This window comes from Microbacterium awajiense (assembly GCF_039536545.1).
GTDB classification, from domain to species: Bacteria; Actinomycetota; Actinomycetes; order Actinomycetales; family Microbacteriaceae; genus Microbacterium; species Microbacterium awajiense.
On the sequence record NZ_BAAAYU010000005.1, the window covers coordinates 289,371 to 306,472 of the forward strand.

A 17,102-nucleotide genomic window follows, 5' to 3' on the forward strand; every position below is an offset into this window, starting at 1 on the left:
CGCCGACGCCGACATCGTCGTCTACGACCCGAACGGACACACGTCGATCGGGTACGAGAAGACCCACCACATGAACATGGACCACTCGGCGTGGGAGGGCTACGAGATCGACGGACACGTCGACACGGTGCTCTCGCGCGGCAGGATCATCGTCGACGACGATCAGTACCTCGGCTCGAAGGGTGACGGGCGCTACCTCAAGCGCGGCCTGTCGCAGTACCTGGTGTGACCATGGACTTCGGAGTCGTCCTGCAGACCAATCCGCCCGCGTCGCGCGTCGTGCAGCTCGCGAAGCTCGCCGAGGCGCACGGGTTCAGCCACGCCTGGACCTTCGACTCCCACCTGCTGTGGGAGGAGCCGTACGTCATCTACTCGGCGATCCTCGCCGAGACGAACCGCATCACCGTGGGCCCCTTCGTGACCAACCCGGCGACGCGCGACTGGACGGTGACGGCATCCGTCTTCGCCACGCTCAACGAGATGTACGGCAACCGCACGGTGTGCGGCATCGGTCGCGGCGACTCGGCAGTGCGGGTGACCAACGGGCGGCCGTCGACGATGGCCGAGCTGCGCGAGTCGATCCACGTGATCCGCGAACTCGCCAACTCGCGGCCGGTCGAGTACAAGGGCTCCACCCTGCAGTTCCCGTGGAGCAAAGGCTCCGAGCTCGAGGTGTGGGTCGCCGCCTACGGTCCGATGGCGCTGAAGCTCACCGGAGAGGTCGGCGACGGGTTCATTCTGCAACTGGCCGACGTCGACATCGCCGAGTGGATGATCAAGACGGTGAAGGATGCCGCCTCCGCCGCCGGCCGCGACCCCGACGCGCTGCAGTTCTGCGTGGCCGCTCCCATGTACATCGGCGACGACATGGCGCACATGCGCGATCAGTGCCGCTGGTTCGGCGGCATGGTCGGCAACCACGTCGCCGACATCGTCACCAAGTACGGCCATCACGGATCCGGCGTCCCCGAAGCGCTCACCGACTACATCGAGGGCCGCAAGGGCTACGACTACAACACCCACGGCAAAGCCGAGAACGACCATGTCGACTTCGTACCCGACGAGATCGTCGACCGGTTCTGCATTCTGGGCACCGCCGACGAGCACATCGCGAAGCTCACGCAGCTCGCCGAACTCGGCGTGACCCAGTTCGCCGGCTACCTCCAGCACGACAACAAGGAGGAGACGCTGCGCGTCTACGGCGAGACCATCATCCCCGCCCTCGCCGAGCACGTGACGGCGAAGGCATGACGGCACCGCCCGAGACCGCCTTCGACCCTGCGCAGGCCCTTGCCGGTCGGCGCCGCTACCGCCGGAGCGTCGACTCCAGCCGGTGGGTCGCCGTCGGCTGGGGCGCGGTCGGCATCATGCTCGTCGTCTTCCTGTGGGAGGCGTACAAGTTCCTCGGGCCGGCCGAGGGCGTCACGATCGGCGCGGTCGAGGGCGAGGCGGGGTCGGGCGTCATGATCCTGCCGCGCACCCACGACCGCGCGATGCCCCACGTGTGGGACATGGTGGCGCGCCTGTTCGCGCCGACCAGCGGCGGCGACACCGCGCCGCTGTGGGTCGCCGTCGTCGGAGCAGCACTCGTGACGCTCGGGATCGCGGCGGTCGGCTGGCTCATCGGGGTGCTCGTCGGTGCGCTCCTCGGCCTCGCGATGCAGCGCTGGCAGCTCGTCGAGTGGGGCCTGCTGCCCTGGATCGTCGTGAGCCAGATCATCCCCCTCATCGCGTTCGCCCCGGTCGTCAACGCGATCGGCACCCAGATCGACCGCGGCGGCACGCCGTGGCCGCAGTGGCTCTCGGTCGCCGTCATCGCGTCGTACCTCGCGTTCTTCCCCGTCGCTGTCGGGATGCTGCGGGGCATGGCTGCTCCCGATGCGATCCACCTCGACCTGATGCGCACGTATGCCGCCGGGTACTGGCCGACGCTGTGGCGGCTGCGCCTGCCCGCGGCAGTGCCCTATGTGCTGCCGGCGCTGCGGCTCGCGGCCGCCAACGCCGTGCTCGGCGCCGTCGTCGCCGAGGTGTCGATCGGCATGCGCGGAGGCATCGGACGCATGCTGATCCAGCTCGCCGGACAGGCGTCCTCCGACCCGGCGGCCCCCTGGGGACCGACCTTCGGCTCGATCGTGCTGGGGCTCATCGCGGCCGGTTCGGTCGCGATCATCGCGCTGCTGCTGCGCAACTACCGCCGCGGGGAGGCGACCTGATGACCGTGCCGACCACCCAGACGAATGGGGCCTCCGCGCCGACGGCGGCCGCGGTCCACGCTGCCGGCGTGGGCAAGATCTTCCCCGGAACCGGCGGCGAGGTGACGGCGCTCGCGAGCGTGGATCTCGACGTGGCGGCCGGGGAGTTCGTCTCGCTGATCGGGCCCTCGGGATGCGGCAAGTCGACCCTGCTGCGCCTCATCGCCGACCTCGACCGGCCGACCTCGGGCGACCTCTCCCTGTTCGGCAAGCCCGCGCCCAAGGCCCGCACCGACCAGGACTACGGCATCGCCTTCCAGCAGGCGGGGCTGCTGCCGTGGCGCACGGTCGCCGCGAACATCGCGCTGCCGCTCGAGCTGCACGGCTCCTCGCGAGCCGAGCGCGCCGCGCGCGTCGGCGAGCTGGTCGACCTCGTCGGACTCGGCGAGTTCCAGGACCGCTATCCCGACCAGCTGTCGGGCGGCATGCAGCAGCGCGTCGCGATCGCCCGGGCTCTGGCATCCCGCCCCCGTCTGCTGCTGATGGACGAGCCGTTCGGCGCGCTCGACGAGATGACCCGCGAGTACCTGCAGTCCGAGCTCACGCGCATCGCGGGCGAGACGGGGGCGGCCGTCGTCTTCGTCACCCACTCCATCCCCGAGGCGGTCTTCCTCTCGGACCGCGTCGTCGTCATGAGCCCGCGCCCGGGGCGGATCACCGACGTGATCGCGACCGGGTTCACGGCCGCGCGCGACGAGCAGCTGCGCGAAGCGCCGGAGTACTTCGACCGGGTCACCGCCGTGCGCGAGGCGCTGCACGGCCGCCGCCTCGAGCGGGCGGACGAACGCTGATGGCCGCGACGACGACCGCACCGCCGCCCGCCACCCGGACCCTGCCGTCGTGGGTGCGCGTGGCCGCGCCGCTCGGCGTCGGCGTCATCGGGTTCGCGCTGTGGGTGCTCTACGTCGACGTGATCGGCACCGCGCCGCTCGGCCTGCCCAGCCCCTTCGCGGTCGCCGACGAGTTCGTCGCCCGGTGGGACATCATCTTCGAGGACATGCTCGTCACCGCCACGAACGCGCTCGTCGGCCTGATCTTCGGCTCGCTGCTCGCCGTCGCCCTCGCGGGTCTCGCGGCGACGGCGAAGCCGATCGACGGGATGCTGGCGCCCCTGGTCGCGGCGCTCGCGGTCATCCCGATCGTCGCGATCACGCCGATCCTCAACACGATGTTCGGCGCGTCGAGCCAATTCGGGCGACAGGCGGTCGCCACCATCGCCGCATTCATCCCGGTGTTCGTCAACGTGCTGCGCGGGCTGCGGCAGACGCGCGCCGTGCACCGCGACGTGCTGCGCGCCTCGGCGGCCACGCCGGGGCAGACGTTCCGCTACCTCACGCTGCCCACGGCACTGCCGTACCTGCTCACGGGCCTGCGCATCGCGAGCTCGCTGGCCGTGATCGCCGCCCTCGTCGCCGAGTACTTCGGGGGTCCGGCCGACGGAATCGGCACCGCCATCGCCACGTACGCGAAGTCCGGCCGTGCCGCACTGGCGTGGGCGTACGTCGCCGGCGGCGTCATCATCGGGCTCGTCTTCTTCCTCGTCACCGCGCTGCTCGAGCGCCTCGTGACCAGGAGATCGCCGGCACCCTGACCGGCACCGCACCACCTGCACCATCACATCGAAAGGAACAGCATGAGAGTCACACTCCGGCGCGGCCTGGCCGCCGCGTCCCTCACGACCGTCGCGGCGCTCGCCCTGGCCGCCTGCTCGTCCTCGTCGCCCGACCCGGTGACGACCGATGCGGACTCGGGCGAGTTCGAGCCGCTCACCTCGGTCAGTCTGCAGCTGCAGTGGCTGCCGCAGGCCCAGTTCGCGGGATACTACGTCGCCCTCGACCAGGGCTACTTCGAGGAGGAGGGCTTCGACGAGGTCGAGGTCATCCCCTCCGGCGGCGACATCGTCCCGCAGGACGCCCTCGTCGCCGGCGACGTCGACTTCGCGATCGCCTGGGTGCCGAAGGTGCTGGGAACCCTGGAAGCGACCGGTGTCGAGCTGACCGACATCGCCCAGGTGTTCCAGACCTCGGGCACCCTGCAGGTCTCATGGGCCGAGGACGACATCACCTCGGTCGCCGACTTCGAAGGCAAGCGCATCGGCTCGTGGGGCTTCGGCAACGAGTGGGAGATCTTCGCGGCGATGGCCGCCGAAGGCCTCGACTCGACGACCGTGTCGATCACGACGCAGGACTTCTCGATGAACGCGCTGCTCGACCGCGACGTCGACGCCGCCCAGGCGATGACCTACAACGAGTGGGCGCAGATCCTCGAGGTCGTCAACCCCGACACCGGCGAGCTCTACCAGCCCGAGGACTTCAACGTCGTCTCGTACGAAGAGACCGAGGGCGCCATGCTGCAGGACGCCATCTGGGCCGACACGCAGCGCCTCGCCGATGATCCGGCGTACGCCGACGCGGCGGTGCGGTTCCTCAAGGCCGTCACGAAGGGCTGGATCTTCGCGCGCGACAATCCCGAAGAGGCGGCTCAGATCACCTACGACGCCGCGATCAACGCCGAGGCCGCCTTCCCGGTCGGTCCCACCCACCAGCTGTGGCAGATGAACGAGGTCAACAAGCTCATCTGGGCCGGCGGCGAGTTCGGCGTGATCGACTCCGCGGCGTGGGACAAGACCGTCGCGGGCGCCCTGTCGGCGGTCAACCAGGACGGCCTCGAGCTCATCACGGCCGAGCCGCCCGCCTCGGCGTACTCGAACGAGTACATCGAGCAGGCGCTGTCGGAGCTCGCCGAAGAGGGCATCGTCGTCGACGGCGTGTACACGCCGATCGTCGTCGTACTCACCGAGGGCGGGCAGTAGCACCATCGCGGGGCGCTGCGGCTGCGGCCGTAGCGCCCCGCGGCCCGATCGGGAAGGATCTCGGCATGACCGATCACGACCTCGACGCGCAGGCGAAGCAGCTCGACCGCGCGCACGTCTTCCATTCGTGGCTCGCCCAGGGCGGTCTCGACCTGCCCGTGGTCGCCGGCGGATCGGGCGCGACGGTATGGGACCACGTCGGCAACCGGATGCTGGACTTCTCGAGCCAGCTGGTGAACGTGAACATCGGCCACCAGCATCCGGCCGTCATCGCCGCCATCCACGCGCAGGCCGACCGACTCGCGACCATCGGGCCGGCGACGGCCAACCTGCAGCGTGGCGAGGCCGCCGCCCGTATCGTGTCGAAGGCACCGGACGGATTCTCGAAGGTGTTCTTCACCAACGGCGGGGCCGACGCGAACGAGAACGCGATCCGCATGGCCCGACTGCACACCGGACGAGACACCGTCCTGTCGACCTACCGCTCGTACCACGGCAACACCGGCGCCGCGGTCGTGGCGACCGGCGACTGGCGGCGCCAGCCCAACCGCTACGCACGTGGCCACGTCCACTTCTTCGGGCCTTACCTGTACCGCTCCGAGTTCTGGGCGACCACTGCCGAGGAGGAGTCGGAGCGAGCGCTGCGCCACCTCGAGAGGGTGATCCAGTCCGAGGGCTCCGAGACGATCGCGGCGGTGCTGCTGGAGTCGGTTCCCGGCACCGCAGGCATCCTCCTGCCCCCTCCCGGCTACCTCGCCGGGGTGCGCGAGCTGTGCGACCGCTACGGCATCGTGCTGATCCTCGACGAGGTGATGGCGGGCTTCGGGCGCACCGGCCGCTGGTTCGCGTTCCAGGGCTATGACGTCGTGCCCGACCTCATCGTCTTCGCGAAGGGCGTGAACTCGGGGTACGTGCCCGTCGGCGGCGTGCTGATCTCGGACGAGATCGCCGCGACGTTCGACGAGCGCGTGTTCCCGGGCGGGCTCACCTACTCCGGGCATCCGCTCGCCGCCGCGACGATCGTCGCCTCGATCGACGCGATGGAGTCGGAGGGCATCGTCGATCACGCCTGGCGCATCGGCGAGGACGTGATCGGCCCCGCGCTGCGCGAACTGCAGGAGCGGCATCCGCTCATCGGCGAGGTGCGCGGCGAGGGCGTCTTCTGGGCGATGGAGTTCGTCGCCGACCGCGACACGCGCGAACCGCTGCCGGCGACGCGGTTGGGCAGGCTCAAGGCCGAGATCGTCGCGCGGGGCGTGATGCCGTTCGCGGCCGAGAACCGCGTGCACGTCGTGCCGCCGTGCGTGGTGACCGCCGACGAGGTCGCTCAGGCGGTCGCGGCGTACGACGAGGCGATCAGCCTGGTCGAGGCGGCGGGCTGATCCGGACAGGTCGTCTCACGCGCGGGGTGTCACCCCGCCGTGAATCGGCGCAGACTGGTACGGGGCCCCACGACCGGCCCCGAGAAGAGGACGATGATGACCGACACCACCACCCTCGAGCGCGAGACCGCGTCCGCGACCACGATCGTCGAGCACTGGGTCGGGGGCGCACCCTGGGCCGGGGCGTCCGACCGCACCGGCGATGTGTTCAATCCCGCCCTGGGAACCGTGCAGCGCCAGGTGCGCTTCGCCACCGCCGACGACATGGACCACGCCGTGCAGGTCGCCTCGGATGCCGCGGCGTCCTGGCGCGACGTCAGCATCGCGAAGCGGCAGCAGGTGATGTTCGCGTTCCGCGAGATCGTCAACGCACGCAAGGACGAGCTGGCCCGCATCCTCACCAACGAACACGGAAAGGTGCTCTCGGACGCGCACGGCGAGATCGCCCGCGGCCTCGAGGTCGTCGAGTTCGCGTGCGGGCTGGGGCAACTCACCAAGGGTGCCTACAGCGAGAACGTCTCGACCGGTATCGACGTCTACACCCTGCGTCAGCCGCTGGGCGTCGTGGGCATCATCAGCCCCTTCAACTTCCCCGCGATGGTGCCGATGTGGTTCTTCTCGATCGCGCTGGCCGCGGGCAACGCGGTCATCCTCAAGCCCAGCGAGAAGGATCCCTCGGCCGCCAATTGGATGGCCGCCGCGCTCACCGAGGCGGGTCTGCCCGACGGTGTGTTCAACGTCGTGCACGGCGACAAGGTCGCCGTCGACGGGCTGCTCGAACATCCCGAGGTCAAGGCGATCTCGTTCGTCGGGTCGACCCCGATCGCGCGCTACGTCTACGAGACGGGCACGCGCAACGGCAAGCGGGTCCAGGCGCTCGGCGGCGCGAAGAACCACATGCTGGTGCTGCCCGACGCCGACCTCGACCTCGCCGCCGACGCCGCCGTGAACGCGGGCTTCGGCTCGGCCGGTGAGCGGTGTATGGCCATCTCGGTCGTGCTCGCCGTCGACACGGTGGCCGATGCCCTCGTCGAGAAGATCTCGGAGCGCATGGCCACGCTGCGCACCGGCGACGGCACCCGCGGCTGCGACATGGGCCCGCTCATCACCGGCGCGCACCGCGACAAGGTCGCCTCGTACGTCGACGTGGCCGCCGAGGATGGGGCATCCGTCGTCGTCGACGGCCGCGGCATCGAGGTCGACGGCGACCCCAACGGCTTCTGGGTCGGCCCGACGCTCATCGACAAGGTGCCGACGGGCTCGGCGGCCTACCGCGACGAGATCTTCGGGCCCGTGCTCTCGGTGGTGCGCGTCGACGGCTACGAGGAGGGCCTCGATCTCATCAATTCGGGCGCGTTCGGAAACGGCACCGCGATCTTCACGAACGACGGCGGCGCCGCGCGGCGGTTCCAGCACGAGGTGCAGGTCGGCATGATCGGCATCAACGTGCCGATCCCCGTGCCGGTCGCCTACCACTCGTTCGGCGGCTGGAAGGCCTCGCTGTTCGGCGACGCGAAGGCCTACGGCACGCACGGCTTCGATTTCTTCACCGCCGAGAAGGCCGTGACCTCGCGCTGGCTCGACCCCTCGCACGGCGGCCTCAACCTGGGCTTCCCCCAGCACGATTGACGCGAGGCGGGTCAATGCCGCGCAGCGGCGTTGACGCGGCTCGGGTCAAGATCGAGTAGCCGCCGCAGGCGGCGTATCGAGATCTTCAGAGAGAAGCGAGAAACCTCGACCAGGGTCACGCGGGCAGCAGCGGGCGGTTCTCGTAGAACGTCTGCAGCACCACCGTGGTGCGCGTGTTGACGGATGCCGCGGAGCGGATGTCGCGGATGAGGGTCTCGAGCGCACGGGGTGTCGCGACCCGGACGAACAGCATGTAGCTGGCCTCGCCGGCGATCGAGTGGCACGCCTCGATCGCGTCGAGGTGCTCGAGCTGCTCGGGCGCGATGTCGGGTTGCGCGGGATCCAGCGGCGTGATCTCGATGAACGCCGACAGCGGCTTGCCCACGGCCTCGGGATCGACCGTCGCCCGGTAGCCGGTGATGACTCCCCGCGTCTCGAGGCGACGCAGGCGCGCCTGCACGGCCGACACCGAGAGCCCGACCGCGGCGGAGAGCTCGGCGAGGGTCGCGCGCGCGTTGAGCGAGACAGCGCGCACGATCTGCGTGTCGACAGGATCCTCCATGCATGGAAGAATACCGGTGAAGCCCTGCATCCGCAGGAAAGTTTCCCGCCTACTTCCGATCGGAGGTTCCCATGTCCCTCACCGCGCACAACGCAGAGTCCATCATCGGAGAGCCGGAAGTGGTCGAGGACTCGGCCGCGTGGGCCGATCTCAAGGCCGCCGCCACGGCGCTGCAGTCGATGCAGATCAAAGACGGCTCCATCCCGGATGCCGCACACCACGCCGCCGCGCGCGAGCACGTCGCCACCATCACCGCCTCGATCGAAGCGCTGCGGCCGCTGTTCCCCCACGACGATGCCTACCTGAAGGCATCCGTCGCCGACTTCGAGCGCTGGGTCGCGTCGGACTTCGCCGAGCCCGACTTCCTCGATTCGCTCGTCGCCTTCCAGCCGCAGCAGCACCGCGTCGACGGCATCCGGCACCTCGTCGTGTTCCCGATGTACACGCAGAACGGGTCGGCGAACCGCCACGTCGAGGCGCTGCTCGTCGAGGTCATCTGGCCGGAATTCATCGAGCAGCTCGAGGCCGGCGACTACGGCAACAAGCTGTTCGTCTCGCTGCGGCTCATCGACTTCACGCCCGGCTACGACACCAACAGCGCGGTGCTGTTCCCCGAGACGGTCGCGATGCGCGAGATCCCGTCCTTCACGTGGGGCGCGATCTTCCAAGACCGCGAGGCGGCACGCTATCGCCGTGTCGTGCGCGCGGCCGCCGAGATCACCAAGCTCGATCTGCCCGATGACGCGGCGCGGATGCTCGACGATCAGGCGCTCGCTGAGAAGACGTTCGTGATGTGGGACATCATCCACGACCGCACCCACATGCGCGGCGACCTGCCGTTCGACCCGTTCATGATCAAGCAGCGGATGCCGTACTTCCTGTACTCGCTCGAAGAGCTGCGGTGCGACCTCACCGCGTTCCGCGAGTGCGTCGCGATCACCGCACGGCTGCGTGCCCGGGTCGAGCAGGGCGACGAGCTCGACGCCGTCGAGCAGGAGACCCTCGAGCACGCCGTGCTGGTGCAGTACGCCGTGATCTTCGACCGCATCTTCCGCTTCGCCATCACCGGGTCGCGCGTGCGCAACTACGACGGGCTGGGTGGTCAGCTGCTGTTCGCCTGGCTGCATCAGCGCGGCGTGCTGCACTGGACCGACACCGCCCTCGCGTTCGACTGGGACGAGGTGCCGGCGGCCGTCGTCGCGCTCGGCGAGGCGATCGACGAGCTCTACTGGCGCTCGATCGACCGCCCCAAGACGGCGCACTGGCTCGCCGCCTACGATCTCGTGCGCTCGACCCTCACGCCCCACCCGGCCTCGGCGTGGGCACGCGGGCTCGACGACGAGATCCTCGCGGGTGCGCCGAAGGGCTTCACCGACGCCGTGCTCGACGACGAGTTCCCGCTGTCGATGTTCTTCGAGGCGCTCGACCGCAAGATGAAGCCGGTGATCGAATCGACATCGGGGATCCGCGGGACGGATGCCTGAGGTCGCCGGCCGCACGGTCCTGATCGCCGGCGCGACCAGCGCCAGCGGACTCGTGGCCGCCCGCGCCCTGGCCGACGCCGGGGCGCGGGTGATCGCGGTCGGCCGCGACCCCCGCAAGCTCGCCGAGCTCACGGCGGCGGTTCCCGGCATCCGCACCGAGGAAGCCGACCTGACCGACCAGGCCGACGTCGCCGCGCTCGCCGAGCGGGTCCACGCCGACGGCGGACGGATCGACGGCGTGCTTCACCTCGTCGGCGGCTGGCGCGGCGGCGGGGGGCTCGCGGGGCAGACCGACGACGACTACCGGTTCCTCGAGGGGTCGCTCACCGCGCTGCGCCACGTGACGCGCGCCTTCGACGCCGATCTGCGCGCCTCTCCCGGCGCGCGGCTGGCGATCGTCTCGTCGACCTCCGTGGCCCGGCCCCTCGCCGGCGGCGCGAACTACGCCGCGCTCAAGGCGGCCGCCGAGGCGTGGACCCGCGCCGTGGCCCAGGGCTTCGCCAAGGCTGCTCGTGACGCCGAGGAGCCGCTGCAGGCGGCATCCGTCGTCTTCCGGGTGAAGGCGCTCGAGGGCCTGGAGTCCGCGCTGGCGGAGGCGTACGTCGCCCTCTGGGACGAGAGCGCCTCCGAGGTCAACGACACCGTCATCGACCTGACCGCCTGATCGGACGGGCCTCGGCGCGCCCAGCGCGCCCTGGTGTCGAGCGGACGGGAATGCCCGCTCGGGGGCCGGTTTCGCGTGCATCATCGTCCGCTCGACCGAGTGGGTGCCTTGTAGCCGGCGGGGTGCCTCGCTAGGTTGAGGGGCGATTGCGAGTGGGCAACCGAGGAGACTCAGATGCACCAGGCAAGACCACTGGCCGTGATGACCGCGTCGGCGCTGCTGCTGGGAGTGGCGGTCGCTCTGCCGGCCACCGCCGCACAGGCGGCGAAACCCGATCGATCCGTGCTGCAGGGCAGCCTCGACACCGTCTCGGCGGGCGGCAAACCCGGCGGGTGGGGCGGCTGGCGCATCGAAGCGCGCGTGACCGGCATCCCCGCACCCGTCGCGACCGACACCGTCGACGCCGACGGCGACTTCGAACTGCGGGTCACCGTGCCGATCCCCGCCGACGGGTTCCTCTCGATCTCGGCCCGTCCGCCGGTCGGCGGGGAGATCGCGTCGACGGCGTCTCTCGTCTCGGTGCTCGTCGAGATCCCCAAGCACCGGCAGGTCGCCGTGAACGAACGCACCACCGTCGCGGCAGCCTGGTCGATGGCGCAGTTCGTCTCCGACGCGGGCATCGACGGTCCGGCTCCGGGTCTGCGCAACTCCGCGGCGATGGCCGCGAACCTCGCCGACCCGCGCTCGGGCGGGATCGCACAGGTGCTGGGCAGCTCGCCCAACGGCGACGAGACGTCCACGGTCGCCGCCTTCGGGTCGATCTCGGCCGCCCTCGCAGCGTGTGTCACCGGTCTCGCAGGTGCGTGCGACGAGCTTGTCGACATCGCCGGTGAGGCGCAGGATCCGGCGGTGCCCGTCGATGCGTTCCGCGCGCTCGCCGAGATCGCGCGCAACCCCGGCGTGGCAGACCCGGAGCGCCTGTACGAGCTGTCGACGCGGGTGACGCTCGACGGCGGCGACGTGCTCCCCCACGCCCCGGCGGCGTGGACGCTGGCGCTGCGCTTCGACGGCGACGGGAAGTCGCTTTCCGGCCCCGGCAACTTCGCGATCGACCACGAGGGCAACCTCTGGGTCAACAACAACTACCGCTACCGCCCGCTCACCCACACGTGCGGTTCCGACGAGATCTTCCGTTTCTCTCCGACCGGCGACTTCGACTGGTTCAAGGGCGGCGGGCTGTCGGGTTCGGGATTCGGCATCGAGCTCGACACCGCGACCGGTCGGCTGTGGGTCTCGAACTTCGGCTTCGCCGCGCCCGGATGCCCGACCCCGATCCAGCCGCCGCACGACACGGTGTCGCTCTTCGAGACGGTCGACGAGCGGATGCTGACCGGCAAGGACGGGTGGGATGCCGGCGACCTGAACTGGCCGCAGGGCATCGAGGTCGCCCACAACCGCGACGTGTGGTTCGCGAACTGCAACGGCGGGACGGCCACGGTCTACCGCGACGGCGACCCGCAGCGGGCCGAGAACATCGACCTCGGCGCGCACGAGGACTTCGAGGTCGTCGAGCCGTTCGACGTCGTGGACAACGGGCATGGGATCTTCGTGTCGGGCATGATCAGCGACTCGGTACAGATGCTCGACGATGACGGCGTGCCGACGCAGACCTCGCCGGGACGCGACACCGACGTCTTCGCCAACCCGATGGGGCTCGCCGTCGACGGCCACGACAACGTGTGGGTCGCCAATTCGGCGCAGGTCGATCTGCCCTGCCCGACGATGAAGGACGACCCGAACGACGACGATCGTGGCCTCGGCGACCTCGTCGACACCCGTTTCGACGACACCGGCCGGTACGTCGACGGCGCCGATCCCTACATCGGATCCATCGCCCTGATCAGCCCCGACGGCACCACAACGACCCGCTACGGCGGCGCCGGCGCGGGCGGCGCGACGCTGCCGTGGGGAATCACGACCGACGGCGACGGCAACGTGTGGGTCGCGAATTTCGCGGGCAAGCGTCTGTCGGCGTTCTGCGGCGTCGATTCCTCGACGTGCCCGCCGGGTCTCGCGCAGGGCGATGCGATATCGCCCGACCTGACCGGCTTCTTCTTCGACGGTCTGGTGCGCAACACCGGCGTCAAGGTCGACCAGTCCGGCAACGTGTGGCTCGCCAACAACTGGCTCGAGATCCCGTACCAGAACGCGCCCGGCGGCCACGAGATCGTGGCGTTCCTCGGGCTCGCCGCGCCGGTGCAGATCGCCCCGCCCGACTGACGGCCCGCGCCCGAGGCGACGTCGTAGGCTGGTCACTCGTGACCACCCTGCACGATCGCGCCGTCCGCGGATTCGCATCCGACAACTACTCCGGCATCCACCCCGAGGTGCTCGCCGCGATCGAAGCGGCCAACGGCGGCCACCAGGTCGCCTACGGCGAAGACGATTACACCGCGCGCCTGCAGGAGGTGTTCGCCGCCCACCTCGGCGACGGGGTCGAGGCGTTCCCCGTCTTCAACGGCACGGGCGCGAACGTCACCGGTCTGCAGTCGATGCTGCCCCGGTGGGGCGCGGTCGTGAGCGCCTCGACCGCGCACATCAACGTCGACGAAGGCGGCGCGCCCGAGCGGGTCGGCGGCATCAAGATCCTGCATGTGCCCACCGACGACGGCAAGCTCACTCCTGAGCTCATCGATCGCGAGGCGTGGGGGTGGGGCGACGAGCATCGGGCGCAGCCCCTCGTCGTCTCGATCACGCAGTCCACCGAGCTGGGCACGCTCTACACCCCCGACGAGATCCGCGCGATCGCCGACCACGTCCACGCCCGTGGGATGCGCCTGCACCTCGACGGCGCGCGTGCCGCCAACGCCGCGGCATCCCTCGACCTGCCGCTGCGCGCGTTCACGCGCGACGCCGGAGTCGACGTCATGAGCTTCGGCGGCACGAAGAACGGCGCGATGCTCGGCGAGGCGATCGTCGTGCTCGACCCTGCCGCGTCGGACGGCCTGATCTACCTGCGCAAGCTCAACATGCAGCTCGCCTCGAAGATGCGGTTCGTGTCGGCCCAGCTGATCGCGCTGCTCGAGGGAGACCTCTGGCTGCGCAACGCCCGCCACGCCAACGCGATGGCCCAGCGCCTGCGCGCGGGCGTCGAGGCCGGCCTGGCGGACGGCTCGATCCGCGGCGTCGGATTCACCCAGCCCACGCAGGCCAACGGTGTCTTCGCGACGCTGCCCGACGGCGTCGCCGACCGTCTGCGCGCCGCGTTCCGCTTCTACGACTGGGATGCCTCACGCAACGAGGTGCGCTGGATGTGCAGCTTCGACACGTCGGAGGCCGACATCGACGCCTTCATCGAGGCGATCACGCGGGAAGCGGGCTGACGCGACCCCTCAGTGCGCCTCGGCGTGCGCGTGATCCTCGGCGTGCTCGCCGTCGCGGTGCGGCTCGGACTCGGTGCCCTCCTCGCCCGACGGCGCGGAGGCCTCGGATGAGTCGGCCGCGACCTGCTCGCCCTGCTCCTCGGTCACGTCGACCTCGGCCGCCGGCTCGGGGGCGGCGTCCCGCGCGCCCTCGGGGCGGATGAGCTCTTTCATCTCGGCCATGAAGCTCGTGAGCTGGTGCTGCTGCCAGCGCAGCTGGCGCGTGCGGTCCTCGGCGTCGCGGAGCACCGCCTGCGAGTGGGCGGTGACGGTGTCGATGATGTGCTGAGCCTTGTCGCGGGCGCGGTCGAGGTGCTCGCTCGCGCGCACGCGGGCGTCGGCTTCGATCTGCTGCGCCTGGGCACGCATGAGACGGTCGAACTCGTCGGCCTTCGCCGACACGCGCTGCGCATGCTCGAGCGACGCCGCGACCTGCGCGTTCGCGTCCTGCGTGATGCGCTCGGCGTGCGCGACGGCCTGATTGTGCAGCACGAGGAACTCCTGCTGCGCGTCGTCCTGGCGACGCGTGAGCGACTCCTCGAACTCGAGCGCGCGCATCTCGAGCTCACGCACCCGCTCCTCGGCCTCGCTGCGCGCGTGCGCCGTCTCGCGCGCGACGAGCGAGCGCAGCGACGCGGCACCCTTCTCGGCCTCGCTGCGGATGGTCGCGGCCTCCTGCTCGGCTTGCGACACCTTCTCCGCCGCATGCGCGGCCTCGCGCTCGAGCTGCGACTCGTGTGCGGTCAGCTCGGTGTCGATCCGAAGGCGCGCCTGCTGCGCGTCGTGCTGTGCGCGGGCGATGATGCCGTCGGCGTCGGCCTGGGCCTGCTTGCGGCGGTTCTCGATGTCTTCGTGCGCGGCGGCGAGCAGGCGGTCGGCTTGCACGGTGGCGTTGCGGATGATCGAGCTCGCCTGGTCCTCGGCGACCTGCAGGATCTCGTCGAAGCGGTGCCGATTCGACGACTCGGCTTCCGATCCCATGAGCTCCTCGGTGAGGGCTTCGACCTTCTGCTCGGCGGTGGCGGCCTTCGCCTGGGCGGCGGCCAGGTCGGTCTCGAGGCGGGCGACCCTGCCGTCGTCCTCGCGAGCCGCCTCCAGCTGCGCGGCGATCTCCTTCATCCGCTTCTCGGCGGCGTCGGCGCGATCGTTGGCCGCCTCGACCTGTGCGAGCAGCTCCTCGGCGTGCGCGCCGGCCTCGTCCACGGCCGTGCGGCGGCGCTCTTCCAGAGTCTCGCGGTGCTGACGTTCGGAGCGCAGCTGCGCCGACAGGCGCGACATCGCGGCATCCACCTCGTCCTTGTCGTACCCGCGGAACGCGGTCGTGAACGAACCCGTCGATGCGGCGACCGGCGCACCGGCCTCGGCTTCGTCGGCGGCGCCGTTGATCAGCTCGTGGAACGGCGACAGGCCGTCGGACTCTGTCGTGCTGGATTGCGACCGGGGGTCGGACATGGATGCTCCGCTTCGTCGGGGGGGGTGGTGCGGTTCGAAGTCGCCGGGGTCACACCCCTGCCCGCGGAACGTGGCACGCGGTGCTCGTCCGTGCCGACGGCGCGGCACGTTCGGGCGCGCCGCCAGGGGGTGAATCGGGTCGCGTGTATCATACCCGCGCCGCTCCTGCGCCAGGTGCGAGGAACCTGTCAGTGCAACGCGCCGACGCTCGCCAGCGCGAGACGCACGAGGGTGCCTCGCCCACCCTCCATCTCCGACGCCAGCGCATCGGATGCCGCCTCCTGCGGGGTCAGCCAGGTGACCTCGAGGGCGTCCTGGCGCGGCTCGCATGTGCCGGTGACGGGGACGACGAACGCGAGCGACACGGCATGCTGCCGATCGTCGTGGAAGGCCGTGACCCCGGGCAGCGGGAAGTACTCGGCGACCGTGAACGGCACCGGCTGCGGCGGCAGCAGCGGGAACGCCATCGGACCGAGATCGTTCTCGAGGTGGCGGAAGAGCGCGTCGCGCACCGTCTCGCCGTAACGGACGCGCCCCGACACGATCGTGCGGGTGATCTCCCCCACCGGAGTCGCCCGCAGCAGGATGCCGACCTGGGTCACCGCACCCATCCCGTCGGTGCGCACCGGCAGCGCCTCGACATAGAGCATCGGCAGGCGCCGACGGGCTTCTGCGAGTTCGATCTCGCTCAGCCACGCCGGGTTGGAGACGTTGCCGGGCGGCGGGCCGAACGGCTCGTCGCCCGCGGGCTCGGGGTCGGGGGTGCGCACGGCCATACCCCATTCTGACCCCGTGGCCCGGGGGATGCCAGGATGGGCTGATGGCCATCGCCCTCGATCCCGCCCTCACGCTGTGGTCGAAGCCCCCAGGGGAACGCAGCGGAAAGCCGCTCCTGGTGCTGCTGCACGGGTACGGCGCCGACGAGAATGACCTGTTCTCGCTCGTGCCCTTCCTGCCGCCCGACACCGTCGTCGCGGCCGTCGCAGCGCCGCTCAGCCCGCCGTGGCCGATGCCGGGAAGGTCGTGGTACCCCATCGAAGGCCTCGACGGCCGATCGTCGGCGGCGGTCACCGAGGGTGCCCGGGCGCTGCTCGACTGGCTCGATGACGCCGGTTCCGATGCCTCCTCGATCGGCTTGCTGGGCTTCTCGCAGGGGGCCGCAGTCGCGCTGCAGGCGCTGCGGCTCGAACCCGATCGCTTCGCGTTCATCGTGGCGCTGAGCGGCTATGCCGCGCCCGGCGCGCTCGAGGGCGATGCGCGGCTGCGCGAGCTGCGTCCGCCCGTGTTCTGGGGCCGAGGCGCGGCGGACGACGTCATCCCGACGGCGCTCGTGGACGCGACCAGCCAGTGGCTGCCCGACCACTCCGATCTCAGCGGACGCATCTACCCGGGGCTCACGCACAGCATCTCCGAGCAGGAGCTCGACGACGTCCGCCGCTTCCTCGACCTGCAGGCGGCATCGGACTGATCCGTCGGCGCCGATGTCGGCCGGGGGCGCGAAGA

15 protein-coding genes and 1 pseudogene are annotated in these 17,102 nt (G+C 70.6%); 13 read left to right on the forward strand and 3 right to left on the reverse strand.

Annotated elements, in window-relative coordinates:
• The 8 genes and pseudogenes from ABD663_RS08140 to ABD663_RS08175 form a co-directional block, all read left to right on the forward strand.
• Positions 1–229, forward strand: a pseudogene (locus tag ABD663_RS08140) (dihydropyrimidinase); the annotation flags it as partial.
• 2 nt (positions 230–231) lie between these two features.
• Complete coding sequence (locus ABD663_RS08145) at positions 232–1,251, forward strand: TIGR03842 family LLM class F420-dependent oxidoreductase (RefSeq protein WP_344737480.1); 1,020 nt, start codon at positions 232–234, stop codon at positions 1,249–1,251.
• Positions 1,248–2,213 (forward strand): ABC transporter permease, encoded by a 966-nt coding sequence (locus ABD663_RS08150; RefSeq protein ID WP_344737481.1) that lies wholly within the window; start codon positions 1,248–1,250, stop codon positions 2,211–2,213. The genes ABD663_RS08145 and ABD663_RS08150 overlap by 4 nt, the downstream gene beginning before the upstream one ends.
• Positions 2,213–3,043: an ABC transporter ATP-binding protein gene (locus tag ABD663_RS08155; protein WP_344737482.1), complete on the forward strand. Its 831-nt coding sequence runs from the start codon at positions 2,213–2,215 to the stop codon at positions 3,041–3,043. The genes ABD663_RS08150 and ABD663_RS08155 overlap by 1 nt, the downstream gene beginning before the upstream one ends.
• Positions 3,043–3,843: an ABC transporter permease gene (locus tag ABD663_RS08160; RefSeq protein ID WP_344737483.1), complete on the forward strand. Its 801-nt coding sequence runs from the start codon at positions 3,043–3,045 to the stop codon at positions 3,841–3,843. Before ABD663_RS08155 ends, ABD663_RS08160 begins: the two co-directional genes overlap by 1 nt.
• A 42-nt stretch (positions 3,844–3,885) precedes the next feature.
• On the forward strand, positions 3,886–5,064 hold the full coding sequence (locus tag ABD663_RS08165) for an ABC transporter substrate-binding protein (protein ID WP_344737484.1): 1,179 nt from the start codon (positions 3,886–3,888) through the stop codon (positions 5,062–5,064).
• A 65-nt stretch (positions 5,065–5,129) separates the two neighbouring features.
• Positions 5,130–6,446, forward strand: a complete 1,317-nt coding sequence (locus ABD663_RS08170; protein ID WP_344737485.1) for an aspartate aminotransferase family protein — start codon at positions 5,130–5,132, stop codon at positions 6,444–6,446.
• 96 nt (positions 6,447–6,542) lie between these two features.
• Positions 6,543–8,075: a CoA-acylating methylmalonate-semialdehyde dehydrogenase gene (locus ABD663_RS08175; RefSeq protein ID WP_344737486.1), complete on the forward strand. Its 1,533-nt coding sequence runs from the start codon at positions 6,543–6,545 to the stop codon at positions 8,073–8,075.
• A 115-nt stretch (positions 8,076–8,190) separates the two neighbouring features.
• Here the strand turns inward: ABD663_RS08175 and ABD663_RS08180 are convergent, their stop codons facing one another.
• Positions 8,191–8,637, reverse strand: a complete 447-nt coding sequence (locus tag ABD663_RS08180; protein ID WP_344737487.1) for an Lrp/AsnC family transcriptional regulator — start codon at positions 8,635–8,637, stop codon at positions 8,191–8,193.
• Between the two features lie 71 nt (positions 8,638–8,708).
• Between ABD663_RS08180 and ABD663_RS08185 the strand changes: the two genes are divergently transcribed.
• The 4 genes from ABD663_RS08185 (at position 8,709) to ABD663_RS08200 (ending at position 14,108) form a co-directional block, all read left to right on the forward strand.
• Positions 8,709–10,121, forward strand: a complete 1,413-nt coding sequence (locus ABD663_RS08185; RefSeq protein ID WP_344737488.1) for a DUF6421 family protein — start codon at positions 8,709–8,711, stop codon at positions 10,119–10,121.
• Positions 10,114–10,785, forward strand: coding sequence for an SDR family NAD(P)-dependent oxidoreductase (locus ABD663_RS08190; protein WP_344737489.1), 672 nt, complete (start codon positions 10,114–10,116; stop codon positions 10,783–10,785). Before ABD663_RS08185 ends, ABD663_RS08190 begins: the two co-directional genes overlap by 8 nt.
• Before the next feature lie 174 nt (positions 10,786–10,959).
• The gene (locus tag ABD663_RS08195) at positions 10,960–13,005 is read left to right on the forward strand and encodes an NHL repeat-containing protein (RefSeq protein ID WP_344737490.1); all 2,046 of its coding nucleotides are present in this window, start codon (positions 10,960–10,962) and stop codon (positions 13,003–13,005) included.
• Between the two features lie 38 nt (positions 13,006–13,043).
• A complete protein-coding gene (locus ABD663_RS08200; RefSeq protein WP_344737491.1) occupies positions 13,044–14,108 on the forward strand; it encodes a threonine aldolase family protein in 1,065 nt (354 codons plus the stop codon).
• 9 nt (positions 14,109–14,117) lie between these two features.
• Here ABD663_RS08200 and ABD663_RS08205 read toward each other — a convergent pair whose 3' ends face one another.
• The gene (locus tag ABD663_RS08205) at positions 14,118–15,599 is read right to left on the reverse strand and encodes a DivIVA domain-containing protein (RefSeq protein WP_344737492.1); all 1,482 of its coding nucleotides are present in this window, start codon (positions 15,597–15,599) and stop codon (positions 14,118–14,120) included.
• 188 nt (positions 15,600–15,787) lie between these two features.
• Positions 15,788–16,375 (reverse strand): NUDIX hydrolase family protein, encoded by a 588-nt coding sequence (locus ABD663_RS08210; protein ID WP_344737493.1) that lies wholly within the window; start codon positions 16,373–16,375, stop codon positions 15,788–15,790.
• 44 nt (positions 16,376–16,419) lie between these two features.
• On the opposite strand from ABD663_RS08210, the gene ABD663_RS08215 reads away from it, so the two are divergent.
• Entirely contained in the window at positions 16,420–17,067 is a 648-nt protein-coding gene (locus ABD663_RS08215) for an alpha/beta hydrolase (RefSeq protein WP_344737494.1), read from the forward strand.
• Positions 17,068–17,102 lie beyond the last annotated feature (35 nt).